The organism is Enterobacter sp. Bisph1 (genome assembly GCF_000814905.1).
Classification (GTDB): Bacteria; Pseudomonadota; Gammaproteobacteria; order Enterobacterales; family Enterobacteriaceae; genus Kosakonia.
The window spans coordinates 26138-43172 of record NZ_JXAG01000035.1 but is presented as its reverse complement, the minus strand read 5'-3'; the positions used below and the strand labels follow the sequence as shown (position 1 = coordinate 43172).

The 17035-nt window shown below is 49.6% G+C and carries 14 protein-coding genes and 3 pseudogenes; 6 read left to right on the top strand and 11 right to left on the bottom strand.

Annotated elements, in window-relative coordinates; all coding sequences use genetic code 11:
• Positions 1-44: 44 nt before the first annotated feature.
• The gene (locus tag RW65_RS09505; RefSeq protein ID WP_353598698.1) at positions 45-1595 is read left to right on the top strand and encodes a sensor domain-containing diguanylate cyclase; all 1551 of its coding nucleotides are present in this window, start codon (positions 45-47) and stop codon (positions 1593-1595) included.
• Positions 1596-1689: 94 nt separating this feature from the next.
• Here RW65_RS09505 and RW65_RS09500 read toward each other — a convergent pair whose 3' ends face one another.
• The 3 genes from RW65_RS09500 to RW65_RS09490 form a co-directional block, all read right to left on the bottom strand.
• A complete protein-coding gene (locus RW65_RS09500; RefSeq protein ID WP_039056487.1) occupies positions 1690-2694 on the bottom strand; it encodes an alpha/beta fold hydrolase in 1005 nt (334 codons plus the stop codon).
• A gap of 17 nt (positions 2695-2711) precedes the next feature.
• Positions 2712-3140, bottom strand: coding sequence for a DUF6130 family protein (locus RW65_RS09495; RefSeq protein WP_039056704.1), 429 nt, complete (start codon positions 3138-3140; stop codon positions 2712-2714).
• Positions 3141-3577: 437 nt separating this feature from the next.
• On the bottom strand, positions 3578-3838 hold the full coding sequence (locus RW65_RS09490; RefSeq protein ID WP_231564380.1) for a monooxygenase: 261 nt from the start codon (positions 3836-3838) through the stop codon (positions 3578-3580).
• Positions 3839-4163: 325 nt separating this feature from the next.
• Here RW65_RS09490 and RW65_RS09485 point away from each other — a divergent pair, with 325 nt between their 5' ends.
• On the top strand, positions 4164-4463 hold the full coding sequence (locus RW65_RS09485; RefSeq protein ID WP_039056485.1) for a hypothetical protein: 300 nt from the start codon (positions 4164-4166) through the stop codon (positions 4461-4463).
• Positions 4464-4588: 125 nt separating this feature from the next.
• On the opposite strand, the pseudogene RW65_RS21845 reads toward RW65_RS09485, so the two are convergent.
• A pseudogene (locus RW65_RS21845) lies at positions 4589-4941 on the bottom strand (homocysteine S-methyltransferase family protein); the annotation flags it as partial.
• 151 nt (positions 4942-5092) lie between these two features.
• On the opposite strand from RW65_RS21845, the gene RW65_RS09470 reads away from it, so the two are divergent.
• Positions 5093-5383: a barstar family protein gene (locus RW65_RS09470; protein WP_502685551.1), complete on the top strand. Its 291-nt coding sequence runs from the start codon at positions 5093-5095 to the stop codon at positions 5381-5383.
• 370 nt (positions 5384-5753) lie between these two features.
• On the opposite strand, the gene RW65_RS09465 is transcribed toward RW65_RS09470, so the two are convergent.
• The 3 genes and pseudogenes from RW65_RS09465 to RW65_RS23035 form a co-directional block, all read right to left on the bottom strand.
• Entirely contained in the window at positions 5754-7244 is a 1491-nt protein-coding gene (locus tag RW65_RS09465) for a hypothetical protein (RefSeq protein ID WP_039056481.1), read from the bottom strand.
• Positions 7244-8896 (bottom strand): hypothetical protein, encoded by a 1653-nt coding sequence (locus RW65_RS09460; RefSeq protein WP_039056480.1) that lies wholly within the window; start codon positions 8894-8896, stop codon positions 7244-7246. Before RW65_RS09460 ends, RW65_RS09465 begins: the two co-directional genes overlap by 1 nt.
• Before the next feature lie 784 nt (positions 8897-9680).
• Positions 9681-9801 (bottom strand): annotated as a pseudogene (locus RW65_RS23035) (tyrosine-type recombinase/integrase); the annotation flags it as partial.
• 817 nt (positions 9802-10618) lie between these two features.
• Between RW65_RS23035 and RW65_RS09455 the strand changes: the two are divergent.
• Together RW65_RS09455 and RW65_RS23030 are read left to right on the top strand one after the other, a co-directional pair.
• On the top strand, positions 10619-11182 hold the full coding sequence (locus tag RW65_RS09455) for a GNAT family N-acetyltransferase (protein ID WP_039056479.1): 564 nt from the start codon (positions 10619-10621) through the stop codon (positions 11180-11182).
• A gap of 305 nt (positions 11183-11487) precedes the next feature.
• A pseudogene (locus RW65_RS23030) lies at positions 11488-11633 on the top strand (IS1 family transposase); the annotation flags it as partial.
• Between the two features lie 150 nt (positions 11634-11783).
• On the opposite strand, the gene ychF reads toward RW65_RS23030, so the two are convergent.
• Both ychF and pth read right to left on the bottom strand, forming a co-directional pair.
• The gene (ychF, locus tag RW65_RS09450; RefSeq protein ID WP_039056478.1) at positions 11784-12875 is read right to left on the bottom strand and encodes a redox-regulated ATPase YchF; all 1092 of its coding nucleotides are present in this window, start codon (positions 12873-12875) and stop codon (positions 11784-11786) included.
• Positions 12876-12998: 123 nt separating this feature from the next.
• Entirely contained in the window at positions 12999-13583 is a 585-nt protein-coding gene (gene pth, locus RW65_RS09445; protein ID WP_039056477.1) for an aminoacyl-tRNA hydrolase, read from the bottom strand.
• 271 nt (positions 13584-13854) lie between these two features.
• Between pth and ychH the strand changes: the two genes are divergently transcribed.
• Positions 13855-14130 (top strand): stress-induced protein YchH, encoded by a 276-nt coding sequence (gene ychH, locus RW65_RS09440; protein WP_039056476.1) that lies wholly within the window; start codon positions 13855-13857, stop codon positions 14128-14130.
• Positions 14131-14240: 110 nt separating this feature from the next.
• Here ychH and dauA read toward each other — a convergent pair whose 3' ends face one another.
• Both dauA and prs read right to left on the bottom strand, forming a co-directional pair.
• Positions 14241-15929, bottom strand: coding sequence for a C4-dicarboxylic acid transporter DauA (gene dauA / locus RW65_RS09435; RefSeq protein WP_502685550.1), 1689 nt, complete (start codon positions 15927-15929; stop codon positions 14241-14243).
• 106 nt (positions 15930-16035) lie between these two features.
• Positions 16036-16983: a ribose-phosphate diphosphokinase gene (gene prs / locus RW65_RS09430; protein ID WP_017457137.1), complete on the bottom strand. Its 948-nt coding sequence runs from the start codon at positions 16981-16983 to the stop codon at positions 16036-16038.
• Positions 16984-17035 lie beyond the last annotated feature (52 nt).

The window sequence follows — 17035 nt, the reverse complement described above, 5'->3', positions numbered from 1 at the left end:
ACGATGTTTAAAATGTAATTGTACCCTTCGGGAGCTACCGATTCTTGAAAAGAACCTTTAAAAAACTCTCGTCACCGCTGATGCGCTCTTCACTGGGGCGTAACCTGACGCTATTTTTGTGCATTATTACTTTTGCCGTGGCGGGGTTTAACGCCTGGCTGCTATGGAATAACTGGCAGATAAAGCTGGCGGAGCGCGAGCGCGATGCGGCTAACCTGTCGTTGTCGCTGGCAAAGCAGGCTGAAGGGACCTTTTTGCAGGTCGACATTACCCTTAGCAATGTGGTGCGACAGCTGACGCTACACGGGCAGGCTTACAGCCTGGTGCCCGCCTTTAGCGACGAGCTAAAGCTGCATCAGACTAAGCTGCCTCAACTGCACGGTCTGTTTATTTATGATGCGCGGGGTAACTGGGTTGCCGCGTCGGACAGTAACGTGCTGCCAAACGCCAACGCCGCCGAACCGGAGTACTTTGTCTGGCACAGCAAGCATGAGGATTTGGGCCTGCATATCAGTAAAGTAATGCACAGCCACTCCACCGGCGAGCTGGTGATACCGGTGTCGATGCGATTAAATGATGCGGCAGGTAATTTTGCCGGCGTGGCGCTTGCCACCGTCAAAGTCGATTATTTCCGCCAGTTTTACAATTACTACATGCTGGATAAACGGGATGCGCTGGCGCTGATTCTCGACGACGCGACCATACTCTATACCCGCCCGTATCCTGACGCCTTTATTAACCACACCCTTTCTAACAGCCCGTTATTCCAGACGATGCTGAAAAAATCCGACAGTGGCAACGCCGCGTGGCGCTCAAGTCTTGATGGTGTTGAACGTATTTATGGGTATGCCCGGCTAAAGCAGTATCCGCTGATCGTGACCGCCGGCTATGACCGCGAGGCGATTCGTTCGGAATGGCTCGCAGAAAACATTCTTATTATGCTGCTCAATACCCTGCTGCTGATGGTGATAGCCGGTATGGGCCTCGTTATGCTGCGGCAGGTAAAATCGAACCTGAAAAATCAGTTGGCGGTAATAGCGATGCGGGATGAGTTGACCAGCATCAACCATACGCTGCAGTCGCTGGCGATGGTGGACGGGCTGACGGGGCTTGCCAACCGCAGGCAGTTTGATGCGCTGCTGGAGAAAAACCTTGAGCGCTCAATGAAGTTAAATAAGCCGTTGTCGCTGATTATGCTCGATGTCGATTATTTCAAGCGCTACAACGACACTTACGGTCATGTCGCCGGCGACCGATGTCTGAAAAAAGTGGGCAACGCCCTTAAAAGCCTGCCGCTGCGCAGCGACGATCTGGTGGCGCGCTACGGTGGGGAAGAGTTCGCGATTATTTTGCCCGCCACCGACGCGGACGAGGCGATAAACCTGGCAAGCCTCGCGGTTCAGGCCGTCGTCAATGCCGGGCTGGCGCATAAGAGTACCGACGTGCCCGGCGGCGTGGTGACGATCAGCGCGGGTTGCGCGACGCTGGTGGCGACCGGGCAGGCAGGGGAAGCGGAGATGTTGGAAAAGCGCGCTGACCGTGCCCTGTACAGCGCCAAGCAGAGTGGGCGAAACCAGGCAAAAAGCAGCGCGTGAGCCTTTTGCCGGGCAGCGCATTAAGCAGGTAAGCGCTGGCTGCTTACCTGCGTTTAATGCCACAACGCGGTATTCTACAACGCCTTCTTCGCTATCAACGTCGTGATGACAACGCGGCGGCATCGCTGATGGCGTTAACAAAATCATCGGGGGCTTCTGCGGGGGGATTGTGACCGATATTGCCGCTAAAGATGCGGTGTTGATATGGGCCGCTGAATTTCCCCCGGTAGCTTTCTGCTGCCGGATGCGGCGCACCGTTATTATCGCCCTCGATAGTTATCGTCGGCACCGGGATAACCGGCAGCGTGGCGAGTTTTTGCTCCCAGGCATCATATTTGCGCTCGCCTTTTTCCAGCCCCAGCCGCCAGCGGTAGTTGCTGAGAGTAATTGCCACCTGATCCGGGTTATCCAGCGCCTTAACCGCCTGCTTAAAGGTCGCTTCGCTAAACGTCCAGCCGGGAGACGCCTGCTGCCAGATCAGGCGGGCAAACGCATCCCGGTTCTCTGTATACCCCTGGCGCCCGCGCTCGGTGGCGAAATAGAACTGATACCACCACTGCAGCTCCGCTTTCGGCGGCAGCGGCTTCTGGCCTAACTGTTGGCTGCTAATTAAGTAGCCGCTGACGGAGACCAGCGATTTCACCCGCTCCGGCCACAGTGCGGCGACAATATCCGCGGTGCGTGCGCCCCAGTCGAATCCGCCAATGACCGCCTGTTTGATTTTCAGCGCATCCATCAGCGCCACGACATCCGCCGCCATGGCCGAAGGCTGACCGTTGCGCGGCGTGCTTGCCGATAAAAAGCGCGTGCTGCCGTAGCCGCGAAGATAGGGCACGATAACGCGAAAGCCTTTGGCGGCAAGCTTTGGTGCGACTGCGGCGTAGCTGTGAATATCATAGGGCCAGCCGTGCAGCAGAATGACCACCTGCCCGTCGCGGGGGCCAATATCGGCATACCCGACGTTCAGCACGCCGGCGTTAACGTGCTGAATCTGGTTAAAGGCGGCGGCATAGTCGCTTTCCGACGGCGCGGCAAATGCAGGCGTGGCCGCGCTCAGCGCCAGCACAGCCAGCAGTGACTTACGAAAGAGCCTGGTCATAACGGTTTCCCTGTAGGTTAGTGGCTACCGGCTGCGGCCGGCACGGTGAAGGTAACGGTTTTACTGTCCAGCGGCTTATGGGTGGGGTCGGCGAGAATAATCGTCACCTCATGTTTACCGGCAGGCAGCCCGACCAGAATTACCGGCTCGCCGCTGGCATCCGCCCAGTGCCACGGATTGCCATCGACGCTAACGTGGATATGACCAATGCGCGGCGTCACTTTCAGCGCCTCGGGGCCAAATACCGGCTCAATGCGCAGGTTCTCGGCGCGATACTGAATAAACACCGCCCCTTTACGCAGCGGGCCTGCCAGCGGCGCGTCGACAATCAATTTCGCCGCCGGCTGAGGCGCCTCAAGTGGCGCAACGGCCGCCGGTCCCAGCACCTCAGCGGCGCTTAAATTATCAAGCCTCTCGGCCCAGGCGCAGGTCGCCGAAGCGCCCATCAGTAATGTTGAAATTAACAGTCGTAACATTGCATCGTCTCCGTACAGTGGGTAAGTACGTACAGAAGAACACGGTAATGTAGCGGGGATATGTTGAAAATGACGGGTTATGCAACGGGGTGTATGCGTCGCAGCGGCAGATACATTGGCATACAAAGCGTTAAAATTACCCGCGAAGGGTAAGCGACGATTGATTTTTTTTGTAGGCTGAGCGTAATTGAGAGTGGCGACTTCGCAGGCATATTTAATCAGGCTGGCTGGCGGAGCCTCTTTTATTAATGTCTTGCTTTATCATCAACGTTTAATAACAGCCGCGCGTTATGTCCGTTTAGTTTGCTTGCGGTGTTGGGGAATAAAGTTACCGGCAGGTTTGCCCAACGCGATTCTGCGATGTTGCCCCCTGCAGACATCCATCGCAGAACGCGGGCCAAATACTATTACGGCCCTGTGGCTTCTCTCTCTTTGGCGGAGATTTTCTTATTCGCCTCACCGCTTTCACTCAATGCCTGGCTGGCGGCCTTCTCAGCATGGGCCGCGCTATAGGCCGCCAGATGTGAAATGACGATAGCGTAAATACTCATCAGCGACACCCAGAGTATACTGTTCTTCCACCATATCAGGGTTGGAATAGTCAGAACCGCCCAGACCAGTGCCAGAAACAGATGTAGCCTGGCCATCAGTCGTGCTGTCAGTTTCACTTTCATATTCATTCCTTCATTTTTATACAACAGGGATTAGATCATGATGGTTATGTATAGCAGCTGAATAAAGGGCGGCGGGGTTATTTTGTTACAGTATGTACGGTTGTCTGAAAAACAAACAAATACCTTTAAGTCAAGGGAATTAATATTATCTTAAAGGGGTAGTGAAGGGCGACATACGGTAAAAGGTTGCTGGTGACGTCTACAAAAGCGATGGCGAAGTATCAGCCAAACTTGGTTCAGGAGTGGTTTTAATGACACGGTCAGTCAACGGATAAGAAAGGCATGTGAATATCACGCTTTTTGACAGGGTGCAGCATTAATGAAAAAACTGGTTACCGGGCAGTTGAGTCTGCCGATGACATTTTGGGGATGGGGATTCTGCGGCGGTATTGCCATCGGCGCCATCGGCATGGCGGGCGTTACCGCCGGATATGTTTTATTTGTGCCGCTGGCATGGATATTAAAAACCCTTCTTTTTTGCGCGGTATTATCCGGTATCATTTTTATTCTGCGTAGAAAAATTACGCTTCTGGGCTCACTGGCTTTTTTTGTCATACTGACGCAGGTTATTGCCAGCATTTATATGGTAATAAAAATAGCGGTTCTTTTTGTCGAATAATTATATCAGCGCACGCTGTGAGCAGCGTTTTTAATATCGTGAGGTAATGATGGCCTTGAGGATCCTGTCGGCAGCGCAGGATGGCTAGTTTACTTCCCTGACACGCCTGCCATTACGGCTGCGCAGGGCAGGGTTTCACAGGCCAGTAAATCAGCTCCCGCGCTTAACAGCGCCGCAATGCGCGGCCGATGGAAGGCTTTAAACGCCTCGCGGCTGCAGTGGTAATCTCCCCGGTATTCAGACCCATCGGCCAGATACGCGCCATAAGGCCCGACGGAGCCGGCAATCAGCCGCGCCCCGGCATGGGGATTTTCCCTGCGATACCTCTCTCGCGCCTCTTTTGCCAGTTCGACACTGCGCGCAATCAGCGTTTTCCCTTGCTCCTCATTAAACCACAGGCAGCAAAACCTGCCGCCGTCGCCTGATGGCTCGCAGTAATGGCGATCTGTGCTCCCGCACGGAAGTAGTCGAGATGCACCCTGATATGATCATTTATCCCACACAGTGGAAGGATAAAGTGACTAGTATAAATAAGATGATACGAGTTTGTTATATTTACATAATGGATTGCTTTATAGTAAAACTGATCATTACGAAAATGTATCAACTATAGATAAGTGGAAATGGGTGTGGAAGTAATAAAAATTGATGGTGTTCAAATAAACAGTAAGGCTGATTTTCACCGAATTATAGGCGAAAAGTTAGATTTTGGTCCCTATTATGGGCATAATGCTGATGCGCTTTGGGATATGTTAAGTTCGGGAATGGCTGGTGGGATGGTTATTGTCTGGGAAAATTCTGAACGATCAAAGCAGGTAATGGGTGACGATTTCTACATAATCATCAGAGTTTTTGAGAAAACGAAACAACGATACTTAGGGAAAAGCGACGATCTGGCTTTTGACTATGTTCTCAACTAACCAAGATGATATATTTCGGCTTTTGCAGATTCAACCTATCACTATACCCCGTAACTCAACCCGGAGTGACATTGTTATTCCCAAATTGCTTACCAAAAATCATAATAGCAACTCTACGCTCTACTGATACTCCGGGCCAATCTTGATTGTACTTTTCGTTATTGTTTACCGCCACTAAGTCATTATTATGCCAGGCTCTTTACAACATCCGCTCCTGGCACTTAGCTGCCATAAGATGGTCGAGCAACTCACAGGTCATTTCTTTCTCACAATGAAGGTGCCTTTTCTGCCTTGCGTTAACAGATTTGCCGGTGCCTGGTTTATTACAGCCAGGCACCCAGGATTTGCGTTATTTAACGATGCCGTAACGTTAACCCGCTTTTAGCATTCGTCGAAGTTCATGATCCATATAATCATCTACAGCATTGGCATCAATTCCACCGGCTTTGTACCATACATGGAGTTCTTTAATCGCCAGAGTTCCAAACCTCGCCCAGCCGATGAGGTTCGTTCTCAGGAGGAACTGAATCATTTCTCCTCCTGAACGAAGTGCCGCATCTCCTGCATCCATCAAACACAAGGTCCCATGCGCAACCAGCAACATTCGCCTGAGTTCAGGATTATTTGCAGAAGGTATGCATTCACCCCAGGCCTTTTTATGGTAGCAACGTTGTTTAACCGACCAGGTAATTCGCACAAGCAGCTCAGTAATCAGGACGGGGATCGCCATCGCTAATCCATGCCGTAAGTCGTATCCTTTCTCAAAAACCTGGACGGCAACGGTGGCGAAAGACTGGCGATGCTGACCAAATTCGCCCACGTTAATAAACTGAAGCAATGAAAAGAAAGGAATTGGGATGCCGGAGCCTCTCCCTGCTGCACCGGAAGAACCCGCCATATCAGAGAAAAGGTGGCCCAGCCAGTTTACAAACCCACTGAATACCTTAGAGACGACGTTATTCCCCTTCAGCTCAAAAGTTTCGGTATCTACGGAAACCAGTTTTCCATCTGCCACAAAATGTGCCGTGCTGGTAAATTGGTCAAGGATCGAGAAAAATAAACCGACTAAGTCCGGGGAGTGGGCGAGACTTTTAATATGGTGATTCTTCGTGTTCATCCTGAATAGACCGTCAACATCTCCACCATGCCGATGGTCATAGTTGACCTTGAATTTTCTCTCCAGAAAACCGATAGCGCTTTTTATCGGATCGCTGCTTTCTGAACCGCCTTTCCATCCAAATGCTGAGGCGAATTTCTCAACGGCACCGTCTACTGCATTATCTGCAAGCTGGGTCAGTTTTCCTTCACCTGGTGCGCCTACCAGAAAAATATCGATAAGCCCGCCAATAACGCCACAGGTGCCAGCGATCATGTAATCATATTTGTCGCAGCGGGCAGTCTTTAAGGTAAAGTCTTCCTGAATGCGTTTCTCCAGGGCTATCCTCTGGGTTGGGGACATAAGGGCGCTAAAGGGATCGACCGTTAAATTGATATTGTGTTTATGGGCATAGTGCGTGACGGACTGAGAATAGGTTTCCCAGTCCATATCGCTGGTGAATGCTATTGTTTCTATCATCGACAGCTTACTGATACTGGACGATGACGGGGTCAAACCGGATTCAAGGTAATCAGTGAATTCACTGGAAACCGTTGTGTGGATATGCTCATCAAACGTGATACCTGAGTGTTCCAGAACACCATCCATAGCCAGAATCATTGCATCTAAAGCAGCATCGGTATCAGTTTGCAAAGCGTTAAGCGCTTCCAGAGCGGCATCAAGGTCACCCAATTGACACTCGCTTTGTTCAAGCTGGTGCTTCTGCACCAGCAAGGCCGATACCTGAGTATCCGGTTTTTTCATTATGAGAATAGTCCGGTCAATTTGCCTTTGATAACATCCCCCGCTCTGAAATAACCGATACCTTCAAAGATGGCGGCAAGTTTTTCTAATTGCTGCGTGGATGCGTATTCTTTTATCTTAAGTTTTTTCACTTCAACGCTCTTACCATCGTGCTGCTCTTTAACAATACATTCTTCATAGAATGAAAGAACAATATCATGAAATTGTTTTTTGACTGGTTCTCGGGTCAGCGAACTGAGTTTGGCCTCATCAAGAAATACAGGGCACTTAAGTTTGAGTGCACTGTTTTGCATTTTATTAGACTTCTTATTCAATTCATCCGCCGCGCCGGTTAGTGCATTCATCATTTTTTGGAGTTTTTGAATTTTTTCTGCTTGATGATTATGCGCATCCAGAGCTTCATTAAACTTTCCAGAAATATAATTGAGGTCATTGATCAGGGCAGACAATGTAGATTGGGTCTGCTTGATGACTTCATTAAGCATCAGTTCCCGGCGCTTGGTTTTATCCAGTTCGTTGGCGCCCGTAAGATGGCGGATCCCTTTATAGGCTCCTACACCTAATAACACCGCGACACCGATGCCTGTTGCCATACTGGAAAAACCCAGCACACCGCCAAGTCCAAGTGTTGCGAGGCCAGAAGTGATGCCCGCAGCGGACATACCGATGACAGAGCCAGAGAGATAAACAGCAGCGAGGGGCACACCTACCGCACCTGCTTTTGCCGTAAGCTCTTTCATGCTGCGTTTTAGCGCATCGTCGGAAAAATCTTCCCGCAACAGCTTAAAATCTTGCTGAATAGCCATCACTGCGAGTTCTATTTCTTCATTAGTTACGCCCAGCAAGGGTTGCACTTGCTGCAAAAATGGAAAGTTTTTGTATTCTCCGTTATTAACACTCATGAAAATGCTAATCAGGTCTTTAACAAGAGAGATTTTTATTGATTTGTTATGGCCAGGGACGCATTCCTGGTCAACGATCGCCATTAATTCTTCAACCGGTATCTGACTGGATTCTGCACCGATATAGCTACGCAGCATAAATCGGGATTCAGTCGTTAACTCAAGTCGGGTCATCAATAAGAGAATTTCGGCAAACTCTTTTTTATCAACCTGATCATCATCGGAGAATGCCATGTTCACAATGACTTTTACATAAGCCACTTTGAGCGCTTCTGACATTTCGGCAAGGGTGATGAGCTGATCTTCTTCTTTGAACTCGTCAAAGTCACTGATGGTATGCTCAAGAACGTCGCTCAGCTTTTTGTAGTCGCAATCCATCAAACTTTTGAGTTGTTTTACCTCGCCATTTTTTAGTCTGAGTGAAACAGACTCTGTGCGCTTCTCTTTGCCTTTATCATTTGCCGTAACATCTTCTTTATATTCTACTGCTTCAATATTGCTGTAGAACACGTCATAGGGACTTTCAAAAGTTTCTTTTATGACCAGTTTTTCACCCGTAAAAACGATGCCATCTTTTGCACTGCCAAACACTGTATTGTCATAAATGGCCAGTACCGCATTTAAGTTATCTGCAACATTGAATGCTTTAGCGACGTTATTCAATTTTTTTTCGGGAATGCCTGGCGCAACAAAAACATTTTTACTTACTAAAGGTAAGTTTTCCTTAAGGAAGGTATTGACGTTATTCACAACTTTCTCCTTATTCTTTACAGTGGATCGACGAATAATCGACCGCGGATTATTTCAAGGCGTGATTATCTCAACCTGGAGTGTCACATTTTGTCATTAGTGCATAGGTATATGAGTGGAAATATAAAAAGGATTATGCCATTTGGGCAAGTAAATTATTCACGAAATACTTCAAGGATACATGGGGCTGTTCTACGGTTTGAGTGGCAAAACAGATAACCTATTATTAACTAAAAAACTTAAGTTAAACCTGATGTGAGCGTCACGCGATGCAGCGTGCAGCATCTGCGAATTCTACAGGTGTATTTAATTGGCATTTTGATTATGGAGGGAACGGAGATGCTGTGCGCCGTAGATGTGGGTCAGTACGTAAATCATCCGACTCAACCAACGCCCCAAGGCAAAAAACTACTCTGCTTTTGGTATTAATGAGTCTGAATATTTTCTTTAAGGTGACAATTGGCAATGAGAAAATTTAGACTTCAAAAAAAAGTTGCGCGATTCTTAAAGAATTAGAAATATGCACTTTTCCGGTTTCCTGTCCATAACCAAATTGACCTGCTCCACATAGATTAACACGGTACAATGTTAACAATGTCCACTCACAGCATTTAGCAGGTGTTCGTAGTATTTACATGCTCTACACAGAAATCTCCTGGAAGGGTATGGAGCGGGAAGGGAGGCAGCAGGGATTGTAAGAATGTGGTGTCGGGTAATCTCTCTGGTAGGGGGTACCGATTGCGGGTAATACCACAGCAAACATGCTGGATTTACCGTTGCGTTAAAACCGATATCGCAATCCCTTTTTGCCATTGGGTAACACTTCGGGGTAGAGACCAATGAAATCATTGAGCCGACAAAGTTTTTTTTGGCCTGGCAGTGCGGCATTGCATCTCAGTGAGCATTACAGGGCCTTGCTTATTTATTTAACGTTTTTTGTCCTCACTTAAAATGAAAATAGAAGAATGTTGTACTCATTAATAAATTCATTTTTAAGTGCGTTGTTATGAGATGAGTTGAGACTTTATGAAATGAAAAATCTTCACAGTTGCGTGGTTTTATAAGTTTTTGTGATCGTTACGAGATGTTCTGAAACCCCATAAGACAACTCAGTTTATTTAGACGTTGAAGCGTAAATTATCATTTAATATTTTATATATTATTATTTTGTTATCTTGATTGTACATCATTGACATATCCACTTTTGATATACGTAATTAACCCTACGGCAGGATTTTCTACGAAGGCCTTCCAGGCGCCTACCTATAAGCTTACGGCGCATGCATGAAAGCGATCAAATTCACTATGCCACGACAGAGAGCGGTGCTGGCAAATCGTACTGCTTGGCAACAATAAATATATAGATAGTGTTGATGGACGACCGTAACATTGCTCTTATCCATCACGCTTTCAGATGTTCTTTAAGATCGTCATTTTGCAGTAAATCAGTAGGTTGGTATCATCGCTTTTGAAGCATTTGATATTTTTAAATAAAAATTTGCTATTTTTGAAATCTTCAAATACATTCATTTAAGTGTTATCATTATGTATCATAATATTTTCCTCTGATGGGTTTAGATCACTAACCTATTGACGTAATATACCTATACTTTCAGCTTTCTTATTTCTTTAGCATTACTAATGTCTGCTGGAAAGCAAAGATAGTGCTGTTATTAAATTTCTGTCCACAGCCCTGATGTTTGGTCTTATGGAGTTTGCACGGTGAATACTCAATTAATTGAGCCTATGATGTCAGATTTATATTTTTTGGAGCCATTGAATAAGTTACATGCGCCAAAAATGTATGCGGGGCTATGTGTTGATGATGATTATAAATTTATACCCTCTAATCCTCCGGCAAGCGTTGAAGAGTTGGCAGCACGGTATGAGAGAATATCTCAGCGTCACACTTCAGGTCAGAACGAAATCTGGCTGAATTGGGTCATTATAAGTCGTCAGAGCGCTGACTATATGGGATATGTCCAGGCGACAATTATGCTTGATAAAGAATGCGCGTATATTGCTTACCATGTGTTTGGCAAATATCAAAAACAAAAGGTGGCAAAACAATGCGTGCGTTTGTTGATAAATTATTTATTTAACAATTATAAGTTATCGCATGTCGATGCATTAATAGATACACGTAATCTGGCCTCAATTGGTTTGGCGGAGTCTTTGGAACTAAAAAAAATTAACGAAATAAAAGATGCAGATTATTTCAAGGAAAGCACAAGTAATGAATTTCATTATCGGGTTTTAGTTAGTGATTGGGCTATGAAAGTGTGAGTTTATAGCTTTAATTACCGAGGGTAAAGATGAAAGAAAATTTATCGCTATGGAGAAATGGAACATTCAGTAAATTATGGTCCTCTCAAATCTGTACTCAGTCAGGTACCGAAATATCACTATTCGCTTTGCCAGTTTTTGCCAACGTGACATCAGAGATGCCCAGCTTATGGTAGACCTCCGGCACGGACGTCCCCAGTTCAGTCTGCTTCAGGCAAAAGCAATCTGCTCTGCGGTGAATCGTGATTTTTTAATCAGCCCCCTCCGACCAGGGAGTATAGATTATGTCGGAATTTTGTTTCTGAATTGCCCTGGATTTTGGGTCAGGGTCAATGGTCACACTGGAGCTTCTTCTGAGCCTGTTGTCGGCTTTTGAAGTGGTGATATGGATGACGTATGGCTGCTGTATGAACGACGCCTGAAGGGAAAACCGTACGCTATGAGTATGCGTTCAGTAGGTTAATGCATTCATTTTTAAGTGCGTTGTTATGAGATGAGTTGAGACTTTATCAAATGAAAAATCCACGCAGTTGCGTGGATTTTATAGGTTTTTGCGATTCTTATGAGTTTCGATGAAACCCCATAAGACAACAAATTTTATTTAGACGTTAAACAGGAAGTTCATGACGTCGCCGTCTTTGACGATGTACTCTTTACCTTCCGCACGCATCTTGCCGGCTTCTTTCGCCCCTTGCTCGCCTTTAAACGCAATAAAATCTTCATAAGCGATGGTCTGAGCGCGGATAAAGCCTTTTTCGAAATCGGTGTGGATTTTACCCGCCGCCTGCGGTGCGGTTGCGCCAACAGGAATGGTCCATGCGCGCACTTCTTTCACGCCAGCGGTGAAGTAAGTTTGCAGGTTCAGCAGGGAGTAACCGGCACGGATCACACGGTTCAGCCCCGGCTCTTCGAGGCCCAGCTCGGCCATAAACTCGTCACGCTCCTCGTCATCCAGCTCAGCGATATCGGATTCAACCGCAGCGCATACCGGCACCACGACAGAACCTTCTTTCTCAGCGATAGCGCGAACCTGATCGAGATAGGGGTTGTTTTCAAAACCGTCTTCATTGACGTTGGCAATGTACATGGTCGGCTTCAGCGTCAGGAAGCTCAGATAGCGAATCGCTTCTTTCTCTTCTTTCGTCAGATCTAGCGCGCGCAGCATACCGGCGTTTTCCAGCTGCGGCAGGCATTTTTCCAGCGCCGCCAGCTCGACTTTAGCGTCTTTATCGCCACCTTTGGCCTTTTTCGAAACACGGTGAATCGCGCGTTCGCAGGCTTCGAGATCGGAGAGGGCCAGTTCGGTATTGATAACATCAATATCTTCCGCCGGATCCACTTTACCCGCTACGTGGATGATATTGTCATTCTCAAAGCAGCGCACAACGTGGCCGATAGCTTCGGTTTCACGGATGTTGGTCAAAAACTGGTTACCCAGGCCTTCACCTTTGGAGGCACCTTTTACCAGACCGGCGATATCAACAAACTCCATGGTGGTCGGCAGAATACGCTGCGGCTTGACGATTTCCGCGAGCTTATCCAGACGCGGATCGGGCATTGGTACCACACCGGTGTTCGGCTCAATAGTACAGAACGGGAAGTTAGCCGCTTCAATACCGGCTTTGGTGAGCGCATTGAACAGGGTGGATTTACCCACGTTGGGCAGGCCAACGATACCGCATTTGAATCCCATGATAATTACCTTAATCTCTTGATAAGCAATACGTTTATAAAAACGGATTGTAGAAAAGTGAATAACTTTGCCTATTATACACGTAACCTGCGTTACGCGCGGCAAAAAAGCCGCCGACGCCGCTTACTGCGCCTTGAACGCGTGCAGACGATTGGTGGCTTTGGTTAAACCCTCTTTCAGCCAAATCTCCGTACAGCGCGCCGCTTCGTCTACGGCCTCATCAATCAGCGTCTGCTCGGAAGTGGGTGGTTTTCCCAGTACGAAACCGACAACTTTGTTTTTATCGCCCGGATGACCGATTCCGAGACGTAAGCGGTGAAAATTGGGGTTATTGCCCAGTTTGCTGATGATATCTTTCAGCCCATTATGGCCGCCATGACCGCCGCCAAGCTTAAATTTTGCCACGCCGGGCGGCAAATCAAGCTCATCGTGGGCAACGAGAATTTCGTCCGGGTTGATACGATAAAAGGTTGCCATTGCCGCCACCGCTTTGCCGCTCAGGTTCATAAACGTGGTCGGCACCAGCAGGCGCACATCTTCCCCCGCCAGGTTAATACGCGAGGTATAGCCAAAGAACTTCGGCTCCTCGCGCAGCGGCGCGCGGGCGCGATCCGCCAGTAAGTCTACATACCATGCGCCTGCATTATGGCGCGTCGCGGCATATTCAGCGCCGGGGTTCGCCAGCCCGACAATCAATTTAATCGTCACTTTCTCTTCCTGACCAGGTCAATGTCCGGCGCGTAGTTTACGTTGTACGACGGGGGAAGACAAAATTCTCAGAGTGAAACCCGCAAAACGATAATAATTTCCTGGAGCAACCATTCAAATCCCAAACAGTTCAGAGGTTTATTTGTAAATTTATGTTAGGCGCAGATGTATAATTGTGATCGTGCCCGCAACCGGTAAAAGAGACGCTGTCTATACTTTGTTCACAAGGATTGGGGTTATCCCATCCAACCCGTCGTTCCGGAGGTGACAGATGAAACGCAAAAACGCTTCGTTGCTCGGTAATGGGCTTATGGGGTTGGGGTTAGTAGTGATGGTTGTCGGCGTTGGTTATTCAATTTTAAACCAGCTCCCACAGATTAACCTGCCGCAGTATTTTGCCAGCGGTGCCGTGCTGAGTATTTTTCTTGGCGCCGTTCTCTGGCTGGCTGGAGCCCGCGTAAGTGGACATGAGCAGGTATGCGATAAGTACTGGTGGGTGCGTCATTACGATAAGCGCTGCCGCCGCGATCGCCAGAATCATGGCTGATGGCTCAGTTTCGATAGCGGCCCTTGCGAGGGCCGTTTTTTTGTCTTTTCTCAACCTTTACACACACCTCGCGCTGCATGTTACCAGCGGGCGAGAGAGGTGCGCGCGCATCAGGCTTGCAGATCGGCTAACGCCGCGTCGCGATTGGGGAAGAATGCCAGACGGCCAGGGATAGGCTGGATACCGGCGCGCGCCAGCGTGCGCAGCGGCTGAAACTCTACGTTGCTGACCCGCAGCTCGGTGCCTGCGGGCAGGCGATTGATAAAGCGACGAAACGCATCCAGCCCGCCAGCGTCCAGCACCGGCACCGCATCCCATTTCAGCACCACAATGCGTTTGCCAACGATGCGGCTTTCCAGATCGCTGAAGACATTTTCCGCCGCCGCGAAAAAGAGCGGGCCAATGACCCGTAAAACCAGCACATCATCCGGTACGCTGACGTTGACCGTCGCCAGCCGCGTCATGCTGGCGATACGGCGCATAAAGAGAAGTGAGGCCAGCACAATCCCGACGCTAATGGCGATCACCATATCGAACAGCACCGTCAGCGACATGCAGATAATCATCACCACAATGTCATCCACCGGCGCGCGGCGCAGCAGGTCGATGACCTTGTGCGCTTCGCTCATGTTCCACGCCACCATCAGCAGTAGCGCTGCCATGGCCGACAAGGGCAGCCAGGAGAGAAGAGGCGCCAGCACCAGCAGCGCCATAATTACCAGCAGGGAGTGGATCACGGCTGAAATGGGTGAAGTCGCGCCAGCGCGCACGTTGGCCGCCGAGCGGGCAATCGCCGCCGTCGCGGTGATCCCGCCGAAGAAGGGGGCGGCAATGTTCCCCAGCCCCTGACCAATCAGCTCGCTGTTGGCTTTATGTTTGCTGCCGGTCATCCCGTCCAGCACCACGGCACAGAGCAGGGATTCGATAGCGCCGAGCATCGCCATTGAGAACGCTGCTGGCAGCAGCGCGCGCAGTGAATCCCAGCTTAAGGTGAATGACGAACCCGGCAGATCCCACGGCAAAATCAATTGCGGCAGAAGCTGCGGAATACCGCTTCCCTGTGAACCGTCTGCCAGAACGTAGTGAAACTGCGAGCCAATAGTGGCGACGTGGCCGCCGAGTAAATTGACCACCAGCATGACTGCGCAGCCCGCCAGCAGGGCGGGTAAATGCCCCGGCAGGCGCAAACGCAGACGCGGCCACAGTACCAGCGTAGCAAGGGTAACAATACCAATGGCGGCATCGCCGGGATTCACCGTTGGCAGTGCCATTACCAGCGCGCCCACTTTTTGCAAATAGTGTTCCGGGACATGGGTCAGCTGCAGGCCGAGGAAATCTTTAACCTGCATGGTGGCAATGGTAATGCCGATACCGGAGGTAAAGCCGAGGGTCACGGAAAGGGGAATGTATTCGATCAGTCGACCAAACCGTGCCAGCCCAAACAGAATCAGAAACACGCCGGACATCAGCGTCGCCACCAGCAGGCCCGCGAGGCCAAACTGCTGCGATACCGGATAGAGGATCACCACAAACGCCGCGGTCGGGCCGGAGACGCTATAGCGTGAACCGCCGCTTAGGGCGATAACGATACCGGCAACCGCCGCGGTGTAAAGCCCGTATTGCGGGGCAACGCCGCTGCCAATGGCCAGCGCCATTGCCAGCGGGATAGCAATAATGCCCACCGTTATGCCAGCGATTAAATCGCGGGTAAAGCGGGCGGTGGTGTATTTTTCTTTCCAGCACGCGTCAATCAGCGCGCGAAAAGGCATGATATGCGGTGAGAACAGCTTATTCACCATGATCTCGGGTCCCCAGGGGCTGCAACGGATAACGGATTAATAAATCATACAAATAAAATTCAGCGCTAAAAAAACCCGCCTGAGCGGGTTTTTTATGCAGCAACAATTAATGTTCGAACATCGCAGAGATGGACTCTTCATTGCTGATACGACGAATAGCTTCAGCCAGCATGCCGGACAGCGTCAGCGTACGGACGTTCGGCAGCGCTTTGATCTCATCGCTCAGCGGAATGGTGTCGCAGACCACCACTTCGTCGATCACGGAGTTGCGCAGGTTGTTGACCGCATTACCGGAGAAAATCGGGTGGGTGGCATAGGCGAAGACGCGTTTCGCGCCGCGTTCTTTCAGCGCTTCGGCCGCTTTACACAGGGTGCCGCCGGTGTCGATCATATCATCAACCAGCACGCAGTCGCGGTTGGCAACGTCACCGATGATATGCATCACCTGAGAGACGTTAGCGCGCGGACGGCGTTTATCAATGATCGCCATATCGGTATCGTTCAGCAGTTTGGCAATCGCACGGGCACGAACCACGCCGCCGATATCCGGGGAAACCACGATCGGGTTGTCCAGGTTCAGCTGCAGCATATCTTCGAGCAGAATCGGGCTACCAAACACGTTATCCACCGGCACATCGAAGAAGCCCTGGATCTGTTCAGCATGCAGGTCAACGGTCAGTACGCGGTCAACGCCAACGCTCGAGAGAAAATCGGCAACCACTTTTGCGGTAATCGGTACGCGGGCGGAGCGCACGCGGCGGTCCTGACGGGCATAGCCAAAATAAGGAATGACTGCGGTGATACGGCCTGCGGAAGCACGGCGCAGGGCATCGACCATGACAACCAGTTCCATCAGATTGTCGTTGGTGGGGGCACAAGTGGACTGGATGATGAAAATATCACCACCGCGTACATTTTCATTGATTTGTACGCTGACTTCGCCGTCGCTAAAGCGACCTACGGCGGCGTCGCCGAGAGAAGTGTACAGGCGGTTGGCAATACGTTGTGCTAGTTCCGGGGTGGCGTTACCAGCAAAAAGCTTCATATCAGGCACGAGAAGAACCTCAGGCATGCGTCCAGTGGTGGATAGAATCGGCCAAAATGTG

What these genes read in the sequence shown, in the direction of transcription:
- dauA (WP_502685550.1), bottom strand. Translation starts at nt 15,929, where the DNA reads ATGGTGAATAAGCTGTTCTCACCGCATATCATGCCTTTTCGCGCGCTG.
- RW65_RS09495 (WP_039056704.1), bottom strand. Translation starts at nt 3,140, where the DNA reads ATGGGCGCTTCGGCGACCTGCGCCTGGGCCGAGAGGCTTGATAATTTA.
- RW65_RS09485 (WP_039056485.1), top strand. Translation starts at nt 4,164, where the DNA reads ATGAAAAAACTGGTTACCGGGCAGTTGAGTCTGCCGATGACATTTTGG.
- ychH (WP_039056476.1), top strand. Translation starts at nt 13,855, where the DNA reads ATGAAACGCAAAAACGCTTCGTTGCTCGGTAATGGGCTTATGGGGTTG.
- RW65_RS09500 (WP_039056487.1), bottom strand. Translation starts at nt 2,694, where the DNA reads ATGACCAGGCTCTTTCGTAAGTCACTGCTGGCTGTGCTGGCGCTGAGC.
- RW65_RS09465 (WP_039056481.1), bottom strand. Translation starts at nt 7,244, where the DNA reads ATGAAAAAACCGGATACTCAGGTATCGGCCTTGCTGGTGCAGAAGCAC.
- ychF (WP_039056478.1), bottom strand. Translation starts at nt 12,875, where the DNA reads ATGGGATTCAAATGCGGTATCGTTGGCCTGCCCAACGTGGGTAAATCC.